This window comes from Nostoc sp. KVJ20, from assembly GCF_001712795.1.
Taxonomy (GTDB): domain Bacteria; phylum Cyanobacteriota; class Cyanobacteriia; order Cyanobacteriales; family Nostocaceae; genus Nostoc.
Map to the genome: position 1 here is coordinate 55142 of NZ_KV757572.1, position 22120 is coordinate 77261.

General features: G+C 40.9%; 16 protein-coding genes. 4 read left to right on the forward strand and 12 right to left on the reverse strand.

Going from position 1 to position 22120, the window contains the following annotated elements; genetic code table 11:
* Nucleotides 1-26: 26 nt before the first annotated feature.
* Entirely contained in the window at nt 27-785 is a 759-nt protein-coding gene (locus A4S05_RS06420) for a HEAT repeat domain-containing protein (protein ID WP_069068994.1), read from the forward strand.
* 122 nt (nt 786-907) lie between these two features.
* On the opposite strand, the gene A4S05_RS06425 is transcribed toward A4S05_RS06420, so the two are convergent.
* The 10 genes from A4S05_RS06425 to A4S05_RS06465 all read right to left on the reverse strand — a co-directional run bounded on the left by A4S05_RS06425 (nt 908) and on the right by A4S05_RS06465 (nt 14575).
* The gene (locus A4S05_RS06425) at nt 908-1315 is read right to left on the reverse strand and encodes a phosphomannose isomerase type II C-terminal cupin domain (protein ID WP_069068995.1); all 408 of its coding nucleotides are present in this window, start codon (nt 1313-1315) and stop codon (nt 908-910) included.
* Between the two features lie 67 nt (nt 1316-1382).
* Nucleotides 1383-1538, reverse strand: a complete 156-nt coding sequence (locus A4S05_RS41380; protein ID WP_176726933.1) for a hypothetical protein — start codon at nt 1536-1538, stop codon at nt 1383-1385.
* 148 nt (nt 1539-1686) lie between these two features.
* On the reverse strand, nt 1687-3030 hold the full coding sequence (locus A4S05_RS06430; RefSeq protein ID WP_069068996.1) for a PQQ-dependent sugar dehydrogenase: 1344 nt from the start codon (nt 3028-3030) through the stop codon (nt 1687-1689).
* 243 nt (nt 3031-3273) lie between these two features.
* Nucleotides 3274-4485, reverse strand: coding sequence for an EAL domain-containing response regulator (locus A4S05_RS06435; RefSeq protein ID WP_069068997.1), 1212 nt, complete (start codon nt 4483-4485; stop codon nt 3274-3276).
* A 26-nt stretch (nt 4486-4511) separates the two neighbouring features.
* Nucleotides 4512-5675: an ATP-binding protein gene (locus tag A4S05_RS06440; protein ID WP_084227011.1), complete on the reverse strand. Its 1164-nt coding sequence runs from the start codon at nt 5673-5675 to the stop codon at nt 4512-4514.
* A 280-nt stretch (nt 5676-5955) separates the two neighbouring features.
* Nucleotides 5956-8724: a family 10 glycosylhydrolase gene (locus A4S05_RS06445; protein WP_141699654.1), complete on the reverse strand. Its 2769-nt coding sequence runs from the start codon at nt 8722-8724 to the stop codon at nt 5956-5958.
* A 233-nt stretch (nt 8725-8957) separates the two neighbouring features.
* Nucleotides 8958-10091: a mechanosensitive ion channel family protein gene (locus A4S05_RS06450; protein ID WP_069069000.1), complete on the reverse strand. Its 1134-nt coding sequence runs from the start codon at nt 10089-10091 to the stop codon at nt 8958-8960.
* A 5-nt stretch (nt 10092-10096) separates the two neighbouring features.
* Nucleotides 10097-11194 (reverse strand): mechanosensitive ion channel family protein, encoded by a 1098-nt coding sequence (locus A4S05_RS06455; protein ID WP_069069059.1) that lies wholly within the window; start codon nt 11192-11194, stop codon nt 10097-10099.
* Between the two features lie 1140 nt (nt 11195-12334).
* Complete coding sequence (locus A4S05_RS06460) at nt 12335-13660, reverse strand: TIGR03279 family radical SAM protein (RefSeq protein WP_069069060.1); 1326 nt, start codon at nt 13658-13660, stop codon at nt 12335-12337.
* A 90-nt stretch (nt 13661-13750) separates the two neighbouring features.
* Nucleotides 13751-14575, reverse strand: a complete 825-nt coding sequence (locus A4S05_RS06465; RefSeq protein WP_069069001.1) for an undecaprenyl-diphosphate phosphatase — start codon at nt 14573-14575, stop codon at nt 13751-13753.
* A 452-nt stretch (nt 14576-15027) separates the two neighbouring features.
* Between A4S05_RS06465 and A4S05_RS06470 the strand changes: the two genes are divergently transcribed.
* From A4S05_RS06470 to nadB, 3 genes are all read left to right on the forward strand, one after another.
* Nucleotides 15028-15807: a DUF3120 domain-containing protein gene (locus A4S05_RS06470; RefSeq protein WP_176726934.1), complete on the forward strand. Its 780-nt coding sequence runs from the start codon at nt 15028-15030 to the stop codon at nt 15805-15807.
* Nucleotides 15808-16524: 717 nt separating this feature from the next.
* The gene (gene psbU / locus A4S05_RS06475) at nt 16525-16953 is read left to right on the forward strand and encodes a photosystem II complex extrinsic protein PsbU (RefSeq protein ID WP_069069002.1); all 429 of its coding nucleotides are present in this window, start codon (nt 16525-16527) and stop codon (nt 16951-16953) included.
* Between the two features lie 200 nt (nt 16954-17153).
* Complete coding sequence (gene nadB, locus A4S05_RS06480) at nt 17154-18824, forward strand: L-aspartate oxidase (RefSeq protein WP_069069003.1); 1671 nt, start codon at nt 17154-17156, stop codon at nt 18822-18824.
* 82 nt (nt 18825-18906) lie between these two features.
* On the opposite strand, the gene A4S05_RS06485 is transcribed toward nadB, so the two are convergent.
* Nucleotides 18907-19146 (reverse strand): hypothetical protein, encoded by a 240-nt coding sequence (locus tag A4S05_RS06485; RefSeq protein ID WP_069069004.1) that lies wholly within the window; start codon nt 19144-19146, stop codon nt 18907-18909.
* A 546-nt stretch (nt 19147-19692) separates the two neighbouring features.
* Nucleotides 19693-21897, reverse strand: a complete 2205-nt coding sequence (locus A4S05_RS06490; protein WP_069069062.1) for a CHASE2 domain-containing protein — start codon at nt 21895-21897, stop codon at nt 19693-19695.
* Nucleotides 21898-22120: the final 223 nt, after the last annotated feature.

The following is a 22120-nucleotide window of genomic DNA, read 5'->3' on the forward strand; positions in this document are numbered from 1 at the left end:
TCCCTTTTCGGGATTGAAATCAAATTATGTATGACGAAGACGATCTAAGCCTACTCGATATTGAGGAGGAGCTAGAAAGCCCCTTAGATAAAATAGAGCCGCTAACTGCCGAATCAGTTGTGGCCAAGCCCGATCCAGAAGTGATGCTAGCCTTGCTGGAAAATCCCCAGCCCCAGCAAAGAATGTTAGCGGCACGTGCTTTTTGTGATATAGAAGATGCCCGTGCTACCCCCCATCTGATTCGCCTGTTAACTGATACCTGTCCCTTGGTGCGGGTAAGTGCAGCTTATGGCATCGGACGCAATCCCAGTTTAGAAGCAGTGAGTCCGTTAATTGCTCAACTAAACAGTGATTGGAATGGCTATGTGCGTAAAGGTGTAGTTTGGGCTTTAGGAAACTGTCGCGATCGCCGTTCTTTAGCACCTTTAGCAAACGCCCTCAGAACCGACATTTCCGCAGTGCGTTTGTGGGCTGCTAGCGCCTTAGCACAGATGGCAGAAGTGGGTTATGAAGCAGTGATAGGGGCAACACCACCTTTAATTGAAGCCTTAGTTCAAGATCCTGTGGCAGCAGTACGGAGTAACAGTGCTTGGGCAATTGGTCAACTGTGCCGCGAACTACCTTCTAATGTAGTTTATGCCACTGCGATCGATGCCCTAATTCAAGCCTTTGCCGAAGATCAAGATTTAGGAGTCCGAGAAGACGCCAAAGCCTCACTATTAGGAGTAGGCGATCCCCGTGGCTTACAGCTAATTGAAACCTTGGAACAAGAAGGGTGGTTTTGATTGAGTATGGGGAATTGGGCATTGGGCATTGGGCATTGGGCATTGGGCATTGATTATTTGCCTTTTCTCCCTCATCCTCCCCTGCCTCCCCTGCCTCCTCTGCTCCCCCTGCTCCATCCCCCCTACTGTCCTTCAGCTACAGGTTTGACCAAATTTAAGTCATAAGGGCGCTCAGTATCATCTTCACCTAAATATTCACCATTTTGAATTTCCAGAATAACTAGCGGAATATGCCCAGGATTATCTACTTTATGTAGAGTTGCTGCGGGTACATAAGTTGATTCGTTTCGATTCAGTAATATTTCTGCATCGCCACAAGTCACTTTCGCGACACCAGAAACTACAACCCAATGTTCATTGCGATGATAATGAATTTGTGGTTTAATTCCGTGCCTGGGCTTAATTTCCACACGACTAATTCTATAGGTTTCTCCCTCCTCGATTACCTCTACCTCACCCCAATATCGTGTACCTGAATGTGGAGACAATTCGTTGATATTTGACTGAGTATTATTTTCATTGGGAGTCATAATTAGTTTCTCAACCAGATAAGTATTAGTATTTATCGAACAGAATTCAGGAGTCAGGAGTCAGAATTCAGTTAGGTATTCTGTATGAATGACGGATAGCGACGCGGAAAGCGAGTCTTCTCCCTTTGGGAGAAGCTAGCCCCAAGGGCGATAGCGCAGCGTTAGCGAGTATTCGAGCGTCACGAGCGTCTTGATTTTGAATTCTGGATTCTGGATTCTGCATTCTTCTTCATCAGTAATTTACCGTAAACGAGATAAACCTGGGTAGGGAGATGCAGTCACAACGTCTCTATTGATGACAACTGCTCTAACTTTACTTTAGGCAACAGATCCTATCCGTGAATTTCTAAATGTTTGAAGGCGTGAATTCCTTAACCACCCGTATACTGAATCCGATAAATCCGATTATTGGCTTCTTCTGTTAGTAGTAGACTACCATCTGGCAACACGAGTAAACCTACAGGTCGTCCCCAAGTTGTTGGTACAGAAGGGTTTAGCAAAAATCCTGTGAGAAAATCTTCGTAGTAACCAAGCGATCGCCCCTTAGCATCGAAGGGAACAAATACAATTTTATAACCAGTGCCGCGATCGCGATTCCAAGAACCACGAAAAGCCGCAAAAGCACCGTTACGGTATTTTTCTGGAAAGGTTTTACCATCATAAAACTGCAAACCCAATGCTGCGGAGTGCGCCTGAAACAGTACATCTGGTGTTTGAGTACGGGCTACTAAATCAGGACGTTTACTTTTGTCATCAGTCTTTTGCCGCGGATCGAGGTTGTTTGGCGTTAGATAAGCATAGGGCCAGCCGTAAAATGCCCCCTGTTTAACGCGTGTTAGATAGTCTGGAACCAATTCATCACCAATTCCATCCCGTTCGTTGACAGTGGTATAAAGTTCCTTAGTTATAGGATGAAAGTCTAAACCAACAGGGTTACGCAAGCCGGAAGCAAAAGTTTGCTGTTGGGAACCATCCAAATTCATTACCTGTATCGAAGCCCGTGGTAAGGGTTCCTCATCCACATTTGTTCCTGAACCGACTGAAACATATAATTTATTGCGATCGGGTGAGACAACGACATTGCGCGTCCAATGGTTGTTATAACCTTGAGCGGGCAAATCGGCAATTTTTTCCCCTTTACCTGTAATCTGGTTTTGGCCTTGGCTATAGGGAAAACGCACCACAGCATCTGTGTTCCCCAGAAAAAACGAATTATCTACAAAAGCCATACCAAAGGGTCTATTGAGTCCGTTTTCCCCACTAGCAAAGGTTTCTCGAACGTCGGCTATACCATCGCCATTGCTGTCACGTAACAGACGAATCCGATTTTGCCCGGTTTCAGTCACCAATACATCCCCACTGGGGGTTAAAGCTAGCCAGCGTGGCGCATCTAAACCTTCGGCAAAAACGTTTACTTTAAATCCTGGCGGTACACGCAGCACCGGGTTTTGCGGAATCGGTACAACCTCTGGCCGCTTAGAGGCACTTTCTGTTGCGAAGGGTGCTGGTAAATTCTTCAGATTGATGCGGATGGGTGTAGGTGAAAGTGCTTCAGTACGGACAATATTTTTTGGCTGTGTAGGATTCTGTGTCAGTTGGGCAGAAGGTACAGATTTTTGAGGTGTAGGATTATCTGAGTTAGCGCGAGTCTGATTACAGGCCGCTGCCAAGGTCAGTAAAAAAACTGGCAGCAAGAAACGCGCAAGGACTTTCATGGCGGTAGAAACTATACACAATTTTTTTACTTTAGACTTGAGATTAATAATTGTCGCCAGTCTAAAGTTTGATTTTTCTTAATTAGTTAAGGTACTAGAGACTGGGGATTGAGGACTGTGAAGATGAGGGGGACATGGGGAATGGGGAAGAAGCAAGGGAGCAGGGAGCAGGGAGTAAGGGAGAAGAGTTCTCCCCTCTGCTAAAAGCACCCCGCCCCTCTGCCTCTTTTCAATGCCCAATGTTTAAACATATAAACATTTGTTAGTTAACAAAAAATTTTCAAACTCTGCTGCTGGTAAGGGACGACTAAATAGAAAACCTTGCATAGAATTACAGTTGTGTTGGCGTAAAAAAGCCAGTTCTGCTTCCGTCTCTACACCTTCGGCAACTACATCTAGATTGAGATTGTGAGCCATTTGAATTAATGCTTTAGTAATGGCTGACTTCTGTGGATCGTTAGCAACATTATGGATGAAATAACGATCGATTTTTAAGGTGTTAATTGGTAAATTTTTTAGATAAATTAAAGAAGAGTAGCCAGTTCCAAAATCATCGATCGCAACTTTCACACCCAAAGATTGCAATTTGCTCATAGTAGCGATCGCACTATTTACATCTTGCATAATCATACTTTCAGTGAGTTCTAGTTCTAAGTAATGTGCTTCCAACTCATTGACAGCTATCAAATTGATAATGTTATGAATAAAATCTGGTTGATTAAATTCAATTACTGACAGATTTACAGCAAAGATCAAGGAATTTATTCCGATATCACGCCAGCTTTTAATTTGTTGGCAGACCCTTTTTAATACCCATTTACCAATAGGAACAATTAAACCTGTAGACTCTGCTAACGGAACAAACTCTGTTGGGTAAATCATCCCCAACTCTGGACTTTGCCAGCGCAATAAACTTTCAGCAGCTACTATCTTCCCAGAAGCAATATCAACTATTGGTTGATAATAAATTTCAAACTCTTGAAATTTATGTTGCTTGATAGCCCGATGTAAGCTAATTTCTAACAACTGCATCTTTGGAGACAAGTTGTTAATTACAGTCTGAGGAGATAAATACCTTTTTAAGGTAGCGTATTTTTCCAGCCTGTTCATGATGGCACTTAATAACTCAGCCCTAGTGAATGGCTTAGTTATATAGTCATCAGCACCCATATCCATACCTTGACGGAAGTCAGATTTTGCAGATTTGGCGGTTAGAAAAATGAAGGGAATTGTTGCCGTTGATGGATCTTGACGCAACGCTGTTAGCACGCCATAACCGTCAATTTCTGGCATCATCATATCACAGAGAATTAAATCGGGAACTTCGGAAATAGCCAAATTTACACCGATTCTGCCATTAGCCGCAGCAATAGTTTCAAAATCTTCAGCTTCTAGCAAATCTAAAATGTTTTCACGGACTGCTTCCTCATCTTCTATTATTAAAATTCTTGGCATAATTACCTCAATTTATATTTTATTTTTTAATGGGAAAATGACAGTAAACTTGTACCAAATTCCAGTTTACTTATTATAAAAATAAGCCTTTGTAGATATCTGTACACGTTTTTTAAAACTGCTATTCCTAATTCACTACTTAGTATATTACCGATATTACTAGCGCGATTAAAGGATTCAAAGAGATATGGTATGTCTTCTGGAATACCAATTCCCCAATATTGAATTTCAAATACTGCTTGCCCATGCTGACAAAGGAGACTAAACTTGACAATGCTATCATCTGAGGAATATTTAATCGCATTTGAGAGCAAGTTAGTCAAAATGCGTCCCAGCAGTTTTTCATCCATGCAGCAGGTTACAGAGTTATATTGACTGGTAAAATAAATCAAACGCCGATAGCCCAGATTCATCTGTACTTTTTCTAGTAATTGTCGGCTGTATTCGACCAAGTTGAAGGATGTTGGTCTATACTCTAATTTTCCCGCTTCTGACTTACCGATAATCAACACATCATTCAATATCTCACTCATGATTATGTGATAGTTGGGTGCATTCGTCTGCATCACCCTGGTATCACACTTACAATAGAAGTCCAAATCCTCCTTAGAAACTCCAATTAGGCGAACAAGTTTGCCTGTCGTATCTTTACGTACTATAGCGCGTGCTAGTAACCATTTGTACTTGAGTAATTGTCTCTCAAAGAGAATCTGATGTTCTACCTCAAAGGAACCAATACTAGGTTTGTCTCTAGTTTTCTCTATTTTTTGTGCTAATCCTTGAGAGATACTTTCAGGGGTAATATTACCAAAAATCTGACCTTGGTTATCTGTAACTGGCAATAGATCACACTGCTGCTGGCGCAAACGTGAAAATATTGAGGCTATCTCCGAAAATTCTGACACGTCCAATGTCATGACCGAGGTATGCATAACTTCAAAAATATTGGCTGTTTTCAAGCTAGTTCCAGAAGCTACAAGCAGTACCATCTCATGCTTGGTGAAGCACCCCACTATCTGCGAAGATGAAGAAATCAAGACACTCTTGCCCCGCGCTACCATCAGTGGGTAGGCGTAGCCCCTCGTAGATATTGCATCTAATAGTGATGTTTCCGGTACAACTATTGGCAACGAACAGTCAATTATTGACTCTAAGCTTTGTAGGCCGATAAGCTGAGGTAAAGCTTGCATAAATTTTTACGATAGCTATTATCAAACAATAGTTATCTAAAGCTGGTTATCTAAGTATTTTCTAATATTTTGACGCTAAATAAGTAGTAATATTCGGGATAAAAACACTACAAAAAGTGTGTTAAGAATTACAAACCAGCTTATATCCAGCTAGTTGAAAATGGGAATTGGGAATGGGGCATGGGGCATGGGGCATGGGGCATAGAGAAGAGACAAGGAAGAGACTTGTTTGATACATTCCCCCTCTCCCTCATCCACTCCCCTGCTCCCTGTCTCTTGACTAAGGACGCAGCTGCACTCGTCGTTCGCCGTAACGTAATAGCCTTTCTATGGTTACAAGCCGATTTTCCCAAGCTTTCACTTGATAGGAATTCGACTTAAGTTCTTGGCTCATCAATACCCGAAATTGAGACTGGAAACGACTTAAAGAGGCTCTCGCCACCAGTAACTTACTAGGAGAAGGGGAAGCGGCAAGCTGATTTAAAGCACTGCGTAAAACTTCTGCCTGGTTGTTAAAATCTGATATTTTCTGAGCAGGCCTTTGTACTTGGTCATTTTGGAAAATAAATTTCCATTCTCGTTGCAGCGCACTGTAACGGATGGCAGCAGTTTGAAAAGGTTGGCGGTGAGGAATCGGTTCACTTTTTGTGGATTGAACCCTACCTTGGGTACTACTAAAAACTTTTTGTAGATCGTTGTTAAAATTCTCTGCGGCAAAAAGTGCATAACCACTAACTGGCAAATCCCTTACCAATTGGAGTTGATCGAATGCCCCGATTGTTGGCAAAGAAAGTAAGCGAATTCCCGGCACTAATAAGGTAGCTCCCAATTGTTTAGATGCAATCCAGGGTTGGGCCAGTCGTTGGAAGCGAGAAGTGTCTAGAGCATAAGTCATGGGAACAATTAAATCTACATCCCCACGCCTTGCCCAAGTTTCCCAGTTTTGTTGAATTTTCTGAATCCGTTCTGCTTCCTGCAAAGGAAATACTGCAACCGACAAAATTAAATTCGGCTGCTTTTGCCGTAACTGTTGTGATGCTTGGGCGACAAAACTATCAACTTGCTCGGTGCGAAATTTTGTCCACTTTTGCCACAAATCGGCTTGGCTAGGGGAAATATTCACTGGATCTACGCCAGTAAGTTGCTGAAATTGCGCTCTTGCAGCTTTGCCATAGCCATAGATTCGACCTGCTGATGGGTCTTGGAAAGGATAGCGAATGTAGTCTAGCTGTAGACCATCCACTTTATATTTAGTGACAATTTCCTCATACAGTTTGAGCAAGTACTGCCGTACTTCGGGGTTGGCTGGATCGAAAAATGGCTTACCCTGACCAACGGGAATCATGTTGCCAAGGTTATCGTAGTTTGCCCAATCGGGATGAGCCGCCAGTACTGGCCCTGGATAATTAGGATTAATGTTGAGAATTTCATTGTGACGTTGGTTCCCAGCAGCAAAAGTCCAAACCCAAGCGTGTAATTCCATGTCTCGCTCATGGGCTAATTTCACCGCCTCTTCCAATGGGTCCCAGCCACGAATTAATGGGTTTTGCTCTTTTGCAACTTGGCTCGGATAAATGGTATAGCCAGCGTTAACAGTTTCAAAGAAGACGGTATTAATTCCAGCTTGGGCGAGGCGATCAAAAATCTGTGCCAGTCCCGCCTTGCTACCAGCACGAACAATTGTCCCTCGATCTAACCAAACTGCGCGAATTTCTGGTTGAGCTAGTTTCCGATCAACAGGAAACTGCTGCCACAAGGTCGTTTTAGCGACTAGCCACTGCTGACGAGCTAGAGCGTAGTTTTTTTGAGCAATCAATTGGGGTAAGTTTTTGGCAATTAGCCTTGCTTGTGCCAAGGCTTGCTCTTTACTCGTGCCTAGCGATCGCAGTTGGGTTGAAGCCAATTGTAACGGTTGCTCTTTGACACTTGAAGACTGCTTTTCCTCAGATATCGTTTCGCCAACATTGGCTGCATCGGCTAACACTGCTAAATGGGCACTTTCCACTCGACCAATGAGATTTTCTAGCTCTTGCTGGAGGGCGATCGCTTGGTTGTTGTCAATCGGCTCATTGGAGTTGGGTACCACATCTAAACGCACTGCTTCTTCCAATTGATCAATAGCCTCTTGGGAAGCCGGGGGTTTGACCATAGGAAGCGCTCTAGGGATGGGAGCAGTGGCAGTTTTAGGAGGAGGAGATGAGGGAGGTAAATTGCTCCTTTGCCCCCCTGACTCCCTGACCCCCTGCTCCCTCGGCGCAGCTGCCACAGTCGTAGAGCAATTTTGGGAACCTCCGGCTATTTTTTTCATACGATTTGATGGTGCTGGCGCTGTCAGATAGTGATTGACAGCAGCTTTTAACCAGGCATTATCTAACTCGGCGGCTGAGGCTGTATCTGTTCCCCAACGCCAGCCCAAAAAGGTGGAACGCTCAGTTGTCACGACTGCGGCCGGATTATCTTTGGAATTCCAAACAGCAGGAGATTGAGTACCCATATCGTTAGGAATCACAACGCCGCCGCGCACTTTGCCAAAGAGTTCAGTTTGATTTGCCCATACTGGGATCTTGGTTTTTGCAGCTTGAATCTGTTCTGTTTCACTGAGGCTGAATCCCCAATAACCTCCCAATAGCGATCGCAATAACTGTCGTACTCCTGGCGATGACAAACTACCTATGGGGCCACTAGCAATCAGGCGTCCTCCCTTACTCATCCATTCTTCTAGAGCGATCGCTTGGGTTGGTGTTAATGTCTCGACATTTGGCAAAAACAATACCCGGCGATCGCCCCAATCTGCCATACTCTTGACGTCATTTAGGGGGATTACACAATATTTCACCCCTATTGCCTCTAAGCGATCGCTGATCCCTGTCCATTGATTTGCATTTTCTTGGCCATACACTACGCTTAATATGGGTTCTTCGGTTGCTGCCGTTACTGGCAAAATACTCAAAAAATTTAAAATTACAATTTCACAACTTAAAATAAATAATCTTCTAGCTTCTTTAATTTTTAAACTTATATCTTTTTGGTTTTCTTGATGCCTCACCAGTCACTCCTCATTTTATTATTAATTAATTGAGTTATTAGTCAGAATTCATTAGTACATAATCTAGGACTCTGGCTTGATTCCTGGTAAGTTTACTGATCCTATAGCCTGAATTCCGTAAACCTACTATTGGTCTGGCTTCTCCCAGATCAAATAGAATTCCTATAGAAGTACTTAGTGAGTTACTTTCATCAATCTAGCCTATCAAAACCAATAAAAAATGCCAAGATTGATACTCAAATTGTCACAGGCGATTCTACATAAATTGTTGGCTCTTGCAGCGTGAATTTAATTCCATTAGTAACTAGCTTTTTAGAAATTTTTTCATTTGCTAATTCCAACAAGCGTTTTCTTAACTGCAAAGAGTTCTCACTGGAACCCAAAATAAAAAATGTCACTCTTGTTCTAGTGATCTGTTTTTCTGCATTGTTGTGGGTTAAAAAAGTAATACTGGTGCTGCCTGGATCGATACCAAATAGCGAATTACTACTTTCGACAATTACCTGTTGAACCAGAGCTTGTTCTCGGTCTTGCAGCAAGTCTAAAAAATCGAGGTAGAGCAGCACCATAACTTTCTTGCCTCGTGTAATATTTTCAATTTCTAAGTTTGCCAATATTGAATTGGGAATAATAAACAACGTACTTTTAGCCGCAGCACGAATTTTGGTTGAACGGATGCCAATTGACTCAACTCGCCCAAATAAACCTTCAGGAATTTGTTGAGATTTCTGTAACCGAATATATTCTCCAGGGACAAAGGGGCGATCTAAATACAACACAATTGTTCCCAACAACTGCTCTAGGGTTTTTTGAGCCGCAAAAGCTACAGCTAATCCACCAATTCCTAATCCAGTTAATAATCCAACTAAATTAAATTGTTGACTTTGGGCAAATGCCAAAACAGCAATAAATCCGATAATTACATTTGCAAAAGTTTCAAATACTAAAAGTAATTCATCTACTTCTCGACCAAATTTACGTAATATTTCAATTCCATATACTCGAATAAACTGCCGGAATAAACGAGAATATAGCCAAGCAATACTGACAATAACAGCTAAATCAACGATGGGAGAAATAAATCTGTAGATAGATTCATATTCCACAATCCACGCTAAAGATAATGAAATGAGAATTAAACTACCTGTGATTCTAAATAAGTTTCTAATTGGGTCAATTAAATTGTTATAAATACTGGCTACTTGCTGCGGTGCAAAACGTCGAATAATAATTCGTAAGAATGTAGGAGTATATCGTCCTATCAGTAAAGACAGCAAAATAAAAACTAGAAAGACTCCAAGTCTAGATAGGGCTGATATTGTGCTATCACGTTGAAGAAATTCTAGAATAATCCGTGAAATATTCGTCATTATCTCTAAATTGTAATGGGTGAATCAACATAAATTGTTGGTTCTTCTATATCAAAAGCAATACCATATTCTTTTAAACACTGCGTCATGCTTTCGGTTGCCATATTTAGCAGTTGACGACGTAATTCCATCGATACATCTCCAGAACCTAAGATAAAGAAAGCAACTTGTGCCTGGGTTTTATCTGGTTCGATGGAATTATTGACACTCTTAAAAGTCACTTCTGTATTCCGATAATCAATCCCAAAAATACCATTTGTACTGTCTAGAATAACTTGGCGAATTAAGGCTCTATCTTCACTACTGAGTGTTCGGTAGAAGGTCAAATACAGAATAGACATGACTTTCTTTGCACCAGTAAAATTTTCAATATTTACTTGAGTCAGGGAACTGTTGGGAACTATCATCACAGTTCCCTTACCGGATGTTCTAATTCGGGTGGATCTTAATCCTATAGATTCAACTCGTCCAAAAGTCCCATCGGGAAGACCAATATAATCATCAATCACGAAAGGGCGATCAAGATAAAGAACAATACCACCCAAAACTTGTTCTAGGGTTTTTTGAGCAGCAAAGGCTACTGCTAAACCACCAATTCCTAAACTAGCTAGCAATCCTAAAAGATTAATTTGATGTGTTTGAGCATAGGTAAGAATCGCTAAAAAGATAATGATGAGATTGGCAACCCATTTGAAGAGAATGAGTAACTCACTGCTGATTTTTTGCCCAGTTTTGAAAGCAGCATTTAATAAATAGAAATCAAAGAAGTTTTGAAATAATTTAGAGGCTAACCAACTGACTGCGATCGCCAGAGTTAAACTCACAATAATTTCTAATGAGTTTGTCCACTGATTTCTAGGTAAAAAAGATGTAACAACCTCAAAAATTCCAATTACAGCTACCACAATTAATAAGTCTTCATTTGGCTTAATTAACTTTTGGTAAACATCAGTAATTTGGATAAAACCCAAACGTTTCCAGAGTAAGTTTGTCAATGAAACCATGAAACGACCAACTATGAAAATAAAAAGTCCGGCTACTAGCCCTAGTAACCCAATTTGTAAGTCTCTATTTGTAAAAATTTCTGACGAAAAAATATCCATTTCGGAAATTAATGTACAAGTTGCTATCAAGAGCATCCCAAATTGGTAAATCTACTTTCAATCTCTCTACGACACTCTGTCACCAGTTGCTAAGTTCAAACACATTCAGAAAACACGATTAATCATCAGGATTGTTGACCGCTGACCATTGAAAATCAACAGGGAACAAGCTACATGATTAAATATGCAATCTTTTATGCGTAACAGCTTACAAGCTTGGTAACAAAAGCAAAGACAAAAAATATTGATGGTGGAGATTTATTCGTGTTTTTCCAAAATTGGGATGCTCCCTTGCTATCTGGCTGAACTCCTGGTATAAGTTTTCTCTAGCTGCCTTTTCCTGAGATATCCGCCCTATTTCTTGACAGATTAGATTATTAAATGATATGATTATCTTTGGTCTTAAAGACAAACTTATCACTTAAACTGTCCAAACTACTAAAATATTCTTTGGAGTGAATCTTTTAGCAGTTATTTTAATCGTTTGAATCCTGAGATAAAGATATCCAAAAATAGATGCTGGATAGATATGCTACTGCTATGATGCAGATATTTCGGATAAGGTTAAAATCAGTCATGAGATTTAATTAAGTGTAATAGTGAACAAGAAGCTTACAAATCAAAATTTGTAAACTTTGTATGTTACATCCCAATGTATGGATGCCAAAAATTTTTAGCCCAAAGAGTTGGACTAGGTAAAGTTAATTTGGTCGCTGAATCGATGAAACTTCGTATCTAGGCTATGAGCTAAATATGACTAACCTTAGAAGCTATCTATCTAAAAATTGACCACACAAACACGTGCAGTTTGTGGATTGCCCTCAATTCTATTGGGACAGTTGGCTAAAAATGGTAAGGATTTAAATTTCCCTTGTTTTTGATCAGCTTTTTGCCAGAGCTATTTTTATGTTGCTAACCCTAAACTGCTGTACATACCAGCAGCAATGCCCAGTTAGCTAGCATTGGTTAGCTGATTAGCCTAATTGCCTGCACGCTATCGCTACATTTACCTGCTGATTTTCAGTCTACACCATAAGGGATCAAAAAACTAGGTTAAAAATGCGTTCTCCCAAGCACTAAGCAAGAAGGTATTGCAGAACGTAGTTAAATTGTATAGACTAAAGAGTTAACAGAATCAGTTCAAAAAATACAGGTATTGATTAAATCTTCAACTCCTGCTACTGGTAAGATTTTTGTATCTAATTTACACGCTAATTCTTCAATACTCATATCATCTAAAAATACCAATTCACCATGTTTGAGCATTACATTTGGCAGTAAAATTCCTTCTCCCAAATCTTGCCCTTGTAAGTTCAACAACAAATCATGACCAGTTAATAATCCCGTGACAGTGATACTTTGTCCCCAATAATCACTACATAAAGCACGCATATTTACTTCTAAACCTTCAACAGAATTTAAACGTTTCAAGATAGGTTGAAATGCGTTTTCTACTGCGTTGCCTACTACCCAAGTTAATTTTCTCTGAGGATAAACCTTTGGCGGTAGTAATTCTGTTGCGGCGGCTGCAAATTGCTTGATAAACAATTGAATGGAACCAACACCATTATCAATTTGAGGATACTCTTCATACTCAGATTCAGTTGGCAATTCCTCACCTGCAATCAAAAACCACTCATCGGCTAACCAAGCAACGCTGGAACCAAATTTTTGGCGAAATTGCCCTGATAGTGTTTTGACTTGAGAAATCACTTCTTTAGCTTTTTCCCTGGTTACAGGTATGAGTTCGTCTTCTTGGGGACGGAACCGTGTTAATCCGACTGGCACAACTGCCACCGATGCCACAGTAGGCACTTCACCAGTATGAAAGGATGCTAAATCTTTGAGAGTTTGCTCCAGATGTTTGCCATCATTTATACCAGGACAAACAACTACTTGAGCATGAATTTGTAGCCGCCTTTTTTTAAACCACTTGAGTTGCTCTAAGATTTGTCCCGCACGCTGATTTTTCAGCAGTCTAATTCTAACTTCGGGTTCTGTGGCATGAACAGAAACATATAAGGGAGACAAGCGCATTTGTTCAATCCGCTGCCATTCTCTTTCTGGCAAGTTGGTGAGGGTAAGATAAGAACCGTACAAAAAGCTTAGGCGGTAATCGTCGTCTTTAAAATACAAGCTGGTGCGCTTACCTGGTGGTTGTTGGTCGATAAAGCAAAATGGACAGCGGTTATTGCATTGAATTAAGCCATCAAATAAGGCTGTTTCAAATTCTAGCCCCAAGTCTTGGTCGTAATCTTTTTCGATTTCCAGACTATGAGTTTTACCAGCAGCGTCTAAAACTTCTAGTTCCAAGACTTCATCTGCACACAAAAACTGATAATCAATTAAATCGCGGGGACGTGTACCATTAATAGCAACGATCGCATCCCCGGCTTCAAAGCCAATCTCTGCGGCTATTGAGTCTGGAAGAACCTTAGTAATTCGGGCAGGATTAATTGTATTCATTGGGAATTGGGCATGGGGCATTGGGCATGGGGCATTAGTCATTTAGTTTGGACAAATGACCAATGACTAATGACTAATGACTAATAACTATTATCCTTTCCAACCTGCTGCGATCGCAGCTAAAATAGCGCTACCGAATGCTAATCTATACCAAACAAAAATCAAAGTGTTTTTGGTTTGTAAGTATTTGATCAAAAATGCAATTGATAGGTAGGAAAAAATAAAGGTTGAAATAATCCCGACAATTAACAATCCAACAATGTTATCTGGCAACTGTTGGGCTTGAAATAAATTGAATATTTTTAGGCTTTTATACAGGGTAGCAATGGTAAGAGTTGGAAACCCTAATAAAAATGAAAATTTCGCCGCTGTATCGCGTTCTAATCCTAAAAATAAGGCAGTTGTCAACGTTGAACCAGAACGAGAAACACCGGGAATCAAAGCAAGTGTTTGTCCCAGTCCAACTAAAATACCATCCCGAATCTGCAATGAATCGAAACCTCGCTTGCGAGTGCCAATTTTTTCTGCTAACCCTAGTAAAATTGCCATAATAATTGACATAATGGCAATTATTAATGCACTCTCCGGTAGAATATCTTTTAAAATAAAACCGGTAATTAAAGCAGGTATTGTTCCTACTGCAATACCAACAAGAATTTTCCATTCCTCACGTTGCCAGTCTTTCTCTTTCAGCGCTTCGATTCCACCTTTGACAATACTAGAAATTAGTGACCAAAAATACCAAACAATAGCTATAACACTACCAAATTGAATTGCATCAACAAAATCTTTAGAACCTAGCTCTTTCCAACCAAATACCTTTGTCACAATCAGAAGATGTGCAGTGCTGCTGATGGGCAAAAACTCTGTAATACCTTGAACAATACCCAAAATAAAAGCTTGAATAAACTCCATATGCAATTAATACCTTTTTTCTGTTATATACATAATTATTTAGATGATGATGTTCTTTTATATACTCTCAATAGCACCTAGTCTTGTAGAAAAGTCAATTTGACTGAATCAATAACATCATCGAAGACGCTGACTATGTTCTTACACCCATCTCAATAAGTCAACGCAATTTCGGAAATTCATCAAACTTTAATATTTAGTGGACTCATGACAGTTCACTTTTTAATTTTCAAATTTTACCGCTCATCTTTCAGTAATCGCTCATTCACAATGCACTACAGAGGAGTTCTGTAAATAGTACAACTTTGAATAAATTAAGTATGGCGCAGGACGTTTTGTTTCGTTTATGCCAGCGCTCCCCGAAATTTCAGTATAATTACAATGCCCTAGGGGGGGATTTTAAAGTGTGATATCTTAAATAAGATAAAGTTTAGTAACAAATATTAAAAACATTGATTAATAATACACTGTCCTCCTACACTGCTTCTACCCCTTCTATTGATACCGAGTTGGATTTGGCTGATACTGGGCAGAATAGTATCAGGCAATTGGAATCTACACTCTCTTTTTCTCCCTCTCTCCCTTTATCTACTTCTGAGCGACAAACTTGGTTGGTGTTTGCGGCAGCCGTGTTTTTGGTAACAGTGCCAGTATTTATAGAAGCGCCAATAGTGCGATCGCTACCAAATCTGAGTTTAGCGCTTACAGCATTTTGGGTGTGGCTAAGTTTTAGCTTAATGTCACGGACTGCAACCTACGTCTGGGGAGATTTACTCTTAGGATTTAGCGGGAGTTGGTTAGCAGGGGCGATTTACTGGGGCTGGTTACGTTGGGAACCTTTATGGCATCTGCCAGTGGAATCTATAGGTTTACCGTTTGCTTGCTGGTGTCTAATGAAGAATTGGGGCAAGGTAGGTAGCTGGTTTTATTTAGGTTCTTTACTCGGTACAGCTTTAACAGATGTATATTTTTATCTAGTAGATTTGATGCCCTATTGGCGGCAAATTATGAGAGTAGATGCAGATGTAGCACCGCAAATCTTACAAAATGCCCTCATGCAAGTACAAACACCCTGGGGACAAAGTTGGGCAATAATTCTTGCCTTAGTGCTACTAACAGTCGGGATTTTCGCTTTAGGTCGAAATCAAAGGCACTGGTATGCCTTTGGTGGCGCAGTTTTAAGCACAATTTTGGTAGATAGCCTATTTTTGTTAGCGGCGATCGCAGCCTGAAAAAGGCCGGAGGTTGTAATCATCGTCTAGCCTTCTCTTACCGAAACTTTTTCCAGCCCAGTCTACTAGTCTGGCAAATTCATATTGACCGAAGAAAGGCAGGAGGCAGGAGGAAGAAAATATATTTTTGCCCTCTGCCACTTTCTTTCCAAGCCCCTAAATTTATTTATGGGGATCACCTCCTGCCTCCTGCCTCCGTCCTCCTGCCTCCTTAAGCACTACTACGGCACATCAAAAATGAGGCTGTAGATAATTAATTGGTTAAGAAATATTACATAACAGTTCATCACCATCAAGCCTTCTTACTAGGGTTTTCGGTATTAGATATCTGACGGTTTTGTGTCTGCTTGGCAGGTAGAATCAGCCACACCGAAAAGATTTCGTCTAGCTGGGAATGCTACCAGGATGATGGATAGAAGGCGATTGTAGCTATGCAAGCACTCTGACCACGATGAATATTTTTGGCAAAATTCCAGTCAAACCCAGTAACAGTAAATATTGTGGATATTAATACGCTGTATATTAGTTTCTGATGACTGCTGTGTTAATTAAGCTATCAGCTTTTGTCCTTTGTCCTTTATCCTTTGTTCTTAGCGCTCTCACGTAGACGCATTAGCGACTTCCCGCAGAGTATGACTAACGACTAATGACTAATGACTAATGACCACTGTTAGCTTAAAAATTTTATTGCTGTTTGATGGAAAGAGGTAGAAAATCGTGAAAGGATTAGCGCGTTTATTAACAGTGTTTAGTTTGTTACTTGGTTGCTGGGGATGGTTGGGAACAACTCAGATAGCCCAAGCTGCTAGTTTCAACAGTTTTGCTTTTCCCCAAGTCCCAGTTCTGGCAATTGAGCGGCAGAATCGGGCAGATAAGAAGCTAGGAACGGAATTTGGTAAAAAAATTGATTTGAATAATACCAACGTCCGAGCTTTTCAACAATTTCCAGGACTTTATCCCACCCTGGCTAAGAAAATCATCATAAATGCTCCCTACAAAAATGTAGAGGATGTATTGGATCTTCCAGGATTGAGCGATCGCCAAAAACAAACCCTGCAAGCTAACTTGGATAATTTCACCGTGACAGAACTAGAGCCTGCCTTTAACGAGGGAGACGATCGCTTTAACAACGGCATCTACAGATAACTGTATATGCAGTAAATGTAGCAAATAGCAGCCCACTTCTGATTCTAAGAAGTGGGACATGATATGAGTTAGGAGTTAGGAGTTATGAGTTAGGAGTTATGAGTTATGAGTTATGAGTTAAAAATTCAAAACTCCTCACTTCTAACTCCTCACTTTTAACTCCTCACTCCTCACTTTTAACTCCTAACTTCCCCATTACCTTGTCTCAGATAGATATTCCTAGCCAATTTGATGTCTTAGTAGTCGGCGCTGGTGCCGCCGGACTATACACAGCCCTGTGTCTGCCAGAATCCTTGCGAGTCGGCTTGATTACTAAAGAAACTGTTACTTTGTCCGCCAGTGATTGGGCACAAGGTGGCATTGCCGCAGCGGTAGCCCCAGAAGATTCTCCGACGCTGCACATTGAAGATACGATCCAGGCTGGTGCTGGTTTATGCGATCGCACTGCTGTCGAATTTCTCGCCCAACACGCCCCTAGCTGCATTCAATCCCTAGTTAACTTGGGGGTAGCTTTTGACCGTCAAGGTCAAGCTTTGGCTTTAACTTTAGAAGCCGCCCATTCTCGCCGCCGTGTACTCCACGCTGCGGACACCACAGGGAGGGAAGTTACCACCACTCTCACCACCCAAGTATTACGTCGCCAGAATATTCAAGTCATTCAGCAAGCTTTAGCTTTGAGTTTGTGGATTGAACCTGAAACTGGTCGCACTCAGGGAATTAGCCTGTTTTATCAAGGTAAAATCACATGGGTAAAAGCTGGTGCTGTGGTACTAGCAACTGGTGGCGGCGGTCAGGTATTTGCCCAAACTACTAACCCGGCTGTGAGTACGGGTGATGGAGTAGCGATCGCATATCGGGCTGGGGCCATCCTCCGCGATTTAGAATTTGTTCAATTTCACCCCACAGCCCTCACGAAACCTGGTGCTGATCGTTTCCTAATTAGTGAAGCGGTACGCGGCGAGGGGGCACATCTTATCGATAATGAAGGGCGGCGTTTTGCCTTTGACTACCACCCTGCGGGTGAACTCGCACCCAGAGATGTGGTTAGTAGAGCAATTTTCAGCCATTTACAACGCACTGCCCTTGATCTGGCAACTGCTCATGTCTGGTTGGATATGCGCCCCATCCCCGCCGACAAAATTCGTCACCGCTTTCCCAACATCATCAAAGTTTGTCAACATTGGGGCATTGATGTCTTCCATGAACCAATTCCAGTAGCACCAGCGGCCCATTATTGGATGGGTGGAATTGTCGCGGATCTGATGAATCGCACAAATGTCCCCGGTTTGTATGCAGTGGGTGAAACTGCTAGTACGGGAGTACATGGGGCAAATCGCCTTGCTAGTAATTCTCTGTTGGAATGTATTGTGTTTGGCGCACAGATGGGCCAAATTGAGTTGGAAAATATTGGGCTGCCGTCAGAAACACCAGTGCTACCATTACAGAAATTTAGTCCTGATGCCAGTGAGTGGCAGATCCAGCAAGCACAGCTAGAAGCACTCAGAGAGAAATTACCACGTCTAGTGTGGGAAAGTGCTGGTATTTGTCGGGAACAATCAAAGTTGGAAAGTGCGATCGCTACTATTGAATCTTGGCAGCAAGATTTTGCTACTTTGCCTTTAAGTCAATTCTTGCTTGCTTTACATCCAGCAGAACCAGCTAGTTTTGACCTACCGGATGTTGAACGGCAATTGGGACTTTGGGCAGAAACCCGCAATTTATTAGATGTAGCTGATTTAATTCTCAAAAGTGCTGCTTTTAGAACCGAAAGCCGAGGCGGGCACTACCGTTCAGATTATCCGCAATCAGACCCAAATTGGCAAGTCCACACACTTGTACAAACACATCATTGGTGGAAATCTACTATATAAAAACTAGACAGGTCTGGGTACTGAATTTGTCTAAGTACTGTTTCTACATCAACACTCCACAATCTAAAATCTAGAATTGCCATCAGCGAGTGCCGCTACCATGCTGACTATCTGGTCCACCATAATTTGGTGGAATATATGTGTCTTGTGTGTCTTGTGAATTTACTTTGTGGGCGATTAAGGTGTTGCTACTACTAGTAGTGGCAAAAGTATTAGCACTTGCAGTACTGAATACACCTGTGCAAACGGCAATTTTCGGTATAAGAATGTAAGCACCTATACAGAATATCATCAACTTTGTGATTCGGAAGTTAGTTTTCATCGCTGTCAGTAAATTTACTAATTTTTCATTTCAAATTTATTTTTCTTGTCTATCGTATATTTACTGATGTTTTTGAAAAAAATATTTTAACTTTATGAGATTATTACTGTTGTGTACAAGTAATTATGGTATCTACTTGTAGATTCACTTTAAATAACTGGTATTAAATAGTCTCTATACTTAAGTAGTATGATTAATGAGCCGTTTTTACATCAGTCTAAAGTTAGATATGTTGATAGATTACTGTGAGCATTTTACCAAATTCATGATTTATTAATATTGCCTTTATGTTTGTTAAGTATAAGCACGATGTTTACCAAATCACTGCTTCAGGCAAATATTAAATAATACTTATTTTATTGTATAGCTCTAATTTGATTAGAGTAAAGAACTATAAAGATAAAACAAGATAGTTAGCATATTATAAGGATTTTTAAAATATGGAACAAAGAAACACCGCTATATTCCGATCCCGTAGAAGTATATTTTTTATCAGTAAAAATATTAACCAGAGTAAAAATCTAGTGGCTTGTAATTCTTAATTAATTAAGCAAACTCGTAGCGATTTTTACCCAGACGCTTGGCACGGTACATTGCTGCATCTGCCTGTTTCATCAAGGTTTCACTGTCTTGACTGTTGTACGGGTAAACACTAATGCCAATACTGGCAGAGACTCGGATTGTATAGCCGTCCAAAACAATTGGCTTGGTAATACTGCTTAAAATTTTCTCAGCGACTTTAGCAGCGATTTGAACATTAGGAATTGCCCGTAAAATCACAGTAAATTCATCGCCACCCAAACGAGAAACTGTATCACTAGCGCGTAAAGAGTTGCTCAGTCGTCCAGCGATAGTCATTAGCAAGCGATCGCCAGTCTCGTGCCCCAGAGTATCATTGACTTGCTTAAAGCCATCTAGATCAATAAACAGCAGTCCCAGTAACAAGTTGTTGTGTTGCGCCCAATGTAATGACTCGTAAAGTTGTTCAGCAAAAAATTTGCGATTAGATAAACCGGTGAGGGGGTCGTGATACGCTAAATAACGTAAGTGGTCTTCTTTGAGTTTTAATTCATTGTTAGAGCGAAATAGTTCAGCAGCAGTACGCTTCAGCTGCTCCTCCATCAGCTTACGCTGAGTAATATCTCGGATCACCCCAACTAAAAAGAAATTGCCAGCTGAGTCTTTGTGGAGCGATCGCTTAGTGGCAATTTGATGAGTCTTTCCATCTGCATTTGTAAATTCTTCTTCATGTTCCTGGGGTTGCTGAGTCCGAAAAACCAGATCATCCTGTTGTCGAAACACATCAGCTTCCTGTTTAGAGAAAAAGTCATAGTCTGACTTTTCAATTAATAACTTCTTCGGATAACCGATAAATCGACAATATGCCTCATTTAAAACAATCCACTGGTGTTGTTCATTTTTCACAAAAATTGGATCAGGAATCGTGTTGATGACGTGATGCAAAAATTCCTTAGAACGTTTCCACTCTTCCTGCATGTGGGCAATATGACTGATCATCCAAATAGCTGAACTGCCAAAGCAAAACAGTGAGGGAATGAGTGGTAGCCACCAACCATACAAGAAAGCAACGTATGCACTTAGGGTAAATACAAAGCAAGAAACTAGGATACTAAGCAGGCTCCTAGTTGCATGTTGCATCCGCCATGTCGTCACGGCTCCTAGATAAGACCAGACAAAAATCCACAAGTATTCCACCAAGTCAGTCCAGACTTTGAGTAATGGTCTTCCATCAACAGCAGCAGAGATTAACTCACTAATAAAATAAGCTTGCAGTTGAATACCAGGTACAGGCTTTGCCGTACCCATTAGACTGCTGGAGTAAGGAATGAATACAAAATCCTGAAGACTGGGTGCGGTGGAGCCAATAAGTATAATCCGATCTTTGATTAAGTTTTCTTGGACTTTATCTGCCAGTACATCTTTCATCGATACCTGGCGAAAACTACAAAATTCTCCAGATGAACTTTGACATTCAGGTTTGGGAAAATTAGTCAAAATTTGGTAGCCTCTAGCATTAGCTCCCACATAAGCACCATCATTAGCCTCAAAACGAGTAAATGCTGCCTTACCCAATTGCAAATACTCAGGATTACTTTTTGCTTTGCTAGGAGTAATATCTTCTGACTCTAAATACAACAAAGCCAGCTTCAGGGCAAAACTTTCGTGTACTTTATTATTGATATGCCAATATAACAAGCTGCGACGGATCTTACCATCAGGGTCATACAGTACGTTATTAAAACCCACTTGGTGGCGACTCAGCCCAGGTGGAGGTAAAACTCCAATGCTTTTATTTTTATCATTTGCCAGTAATTCAATCCCAACCAAGTTAGGCATTGACTTATAAGCATTACGCAGTTCCTTATTCCCAGGCTCCACTGGCAAATTTCTGTAGATATCTAAGCCAATAGCACGGGGTTTGTGGACATTTAATTTTTGCAACAACAGGGCAATCTTCGCATCTGGAATCGGCCATGAACCTACTTCGTCTAAATAGGCTTCATCAATCACTACAATCGTAATACGTTCTTCTGGTGGTTCATTTGGACGTAAGTGAAAAAATTGATCCAAAGCTGCCAACTCCAAAGATTGCAATAATCCGATGGAGCGCAAAAGTAGGACGCAGACTGCAACGCTGGCCGCAGTAATCAATTCTCTGTGTCCTCGACTAAGCGATTGTTTCAGTTCAAAGATTAACTTTACAAAACGCTTGCCTAGCTGCTGATTCATTCCCATTACCTAGTAGGCAGAAATATTCTCTATCTCCTCTAGCTATTAACTATCGGACTAACATAGCTCAAAGGGGAGCTAAATAGAGTTTCTAAGAGTTTTTTCAACTCAGCAAGGTTATTTAAGACATCGTAGTATTTGTGATGTAACACCATACATTGAGGCCAATTATCTGACCAAAGGGCAACCGGGACTTTTATGGCGATCAGCACAGATTAATAAA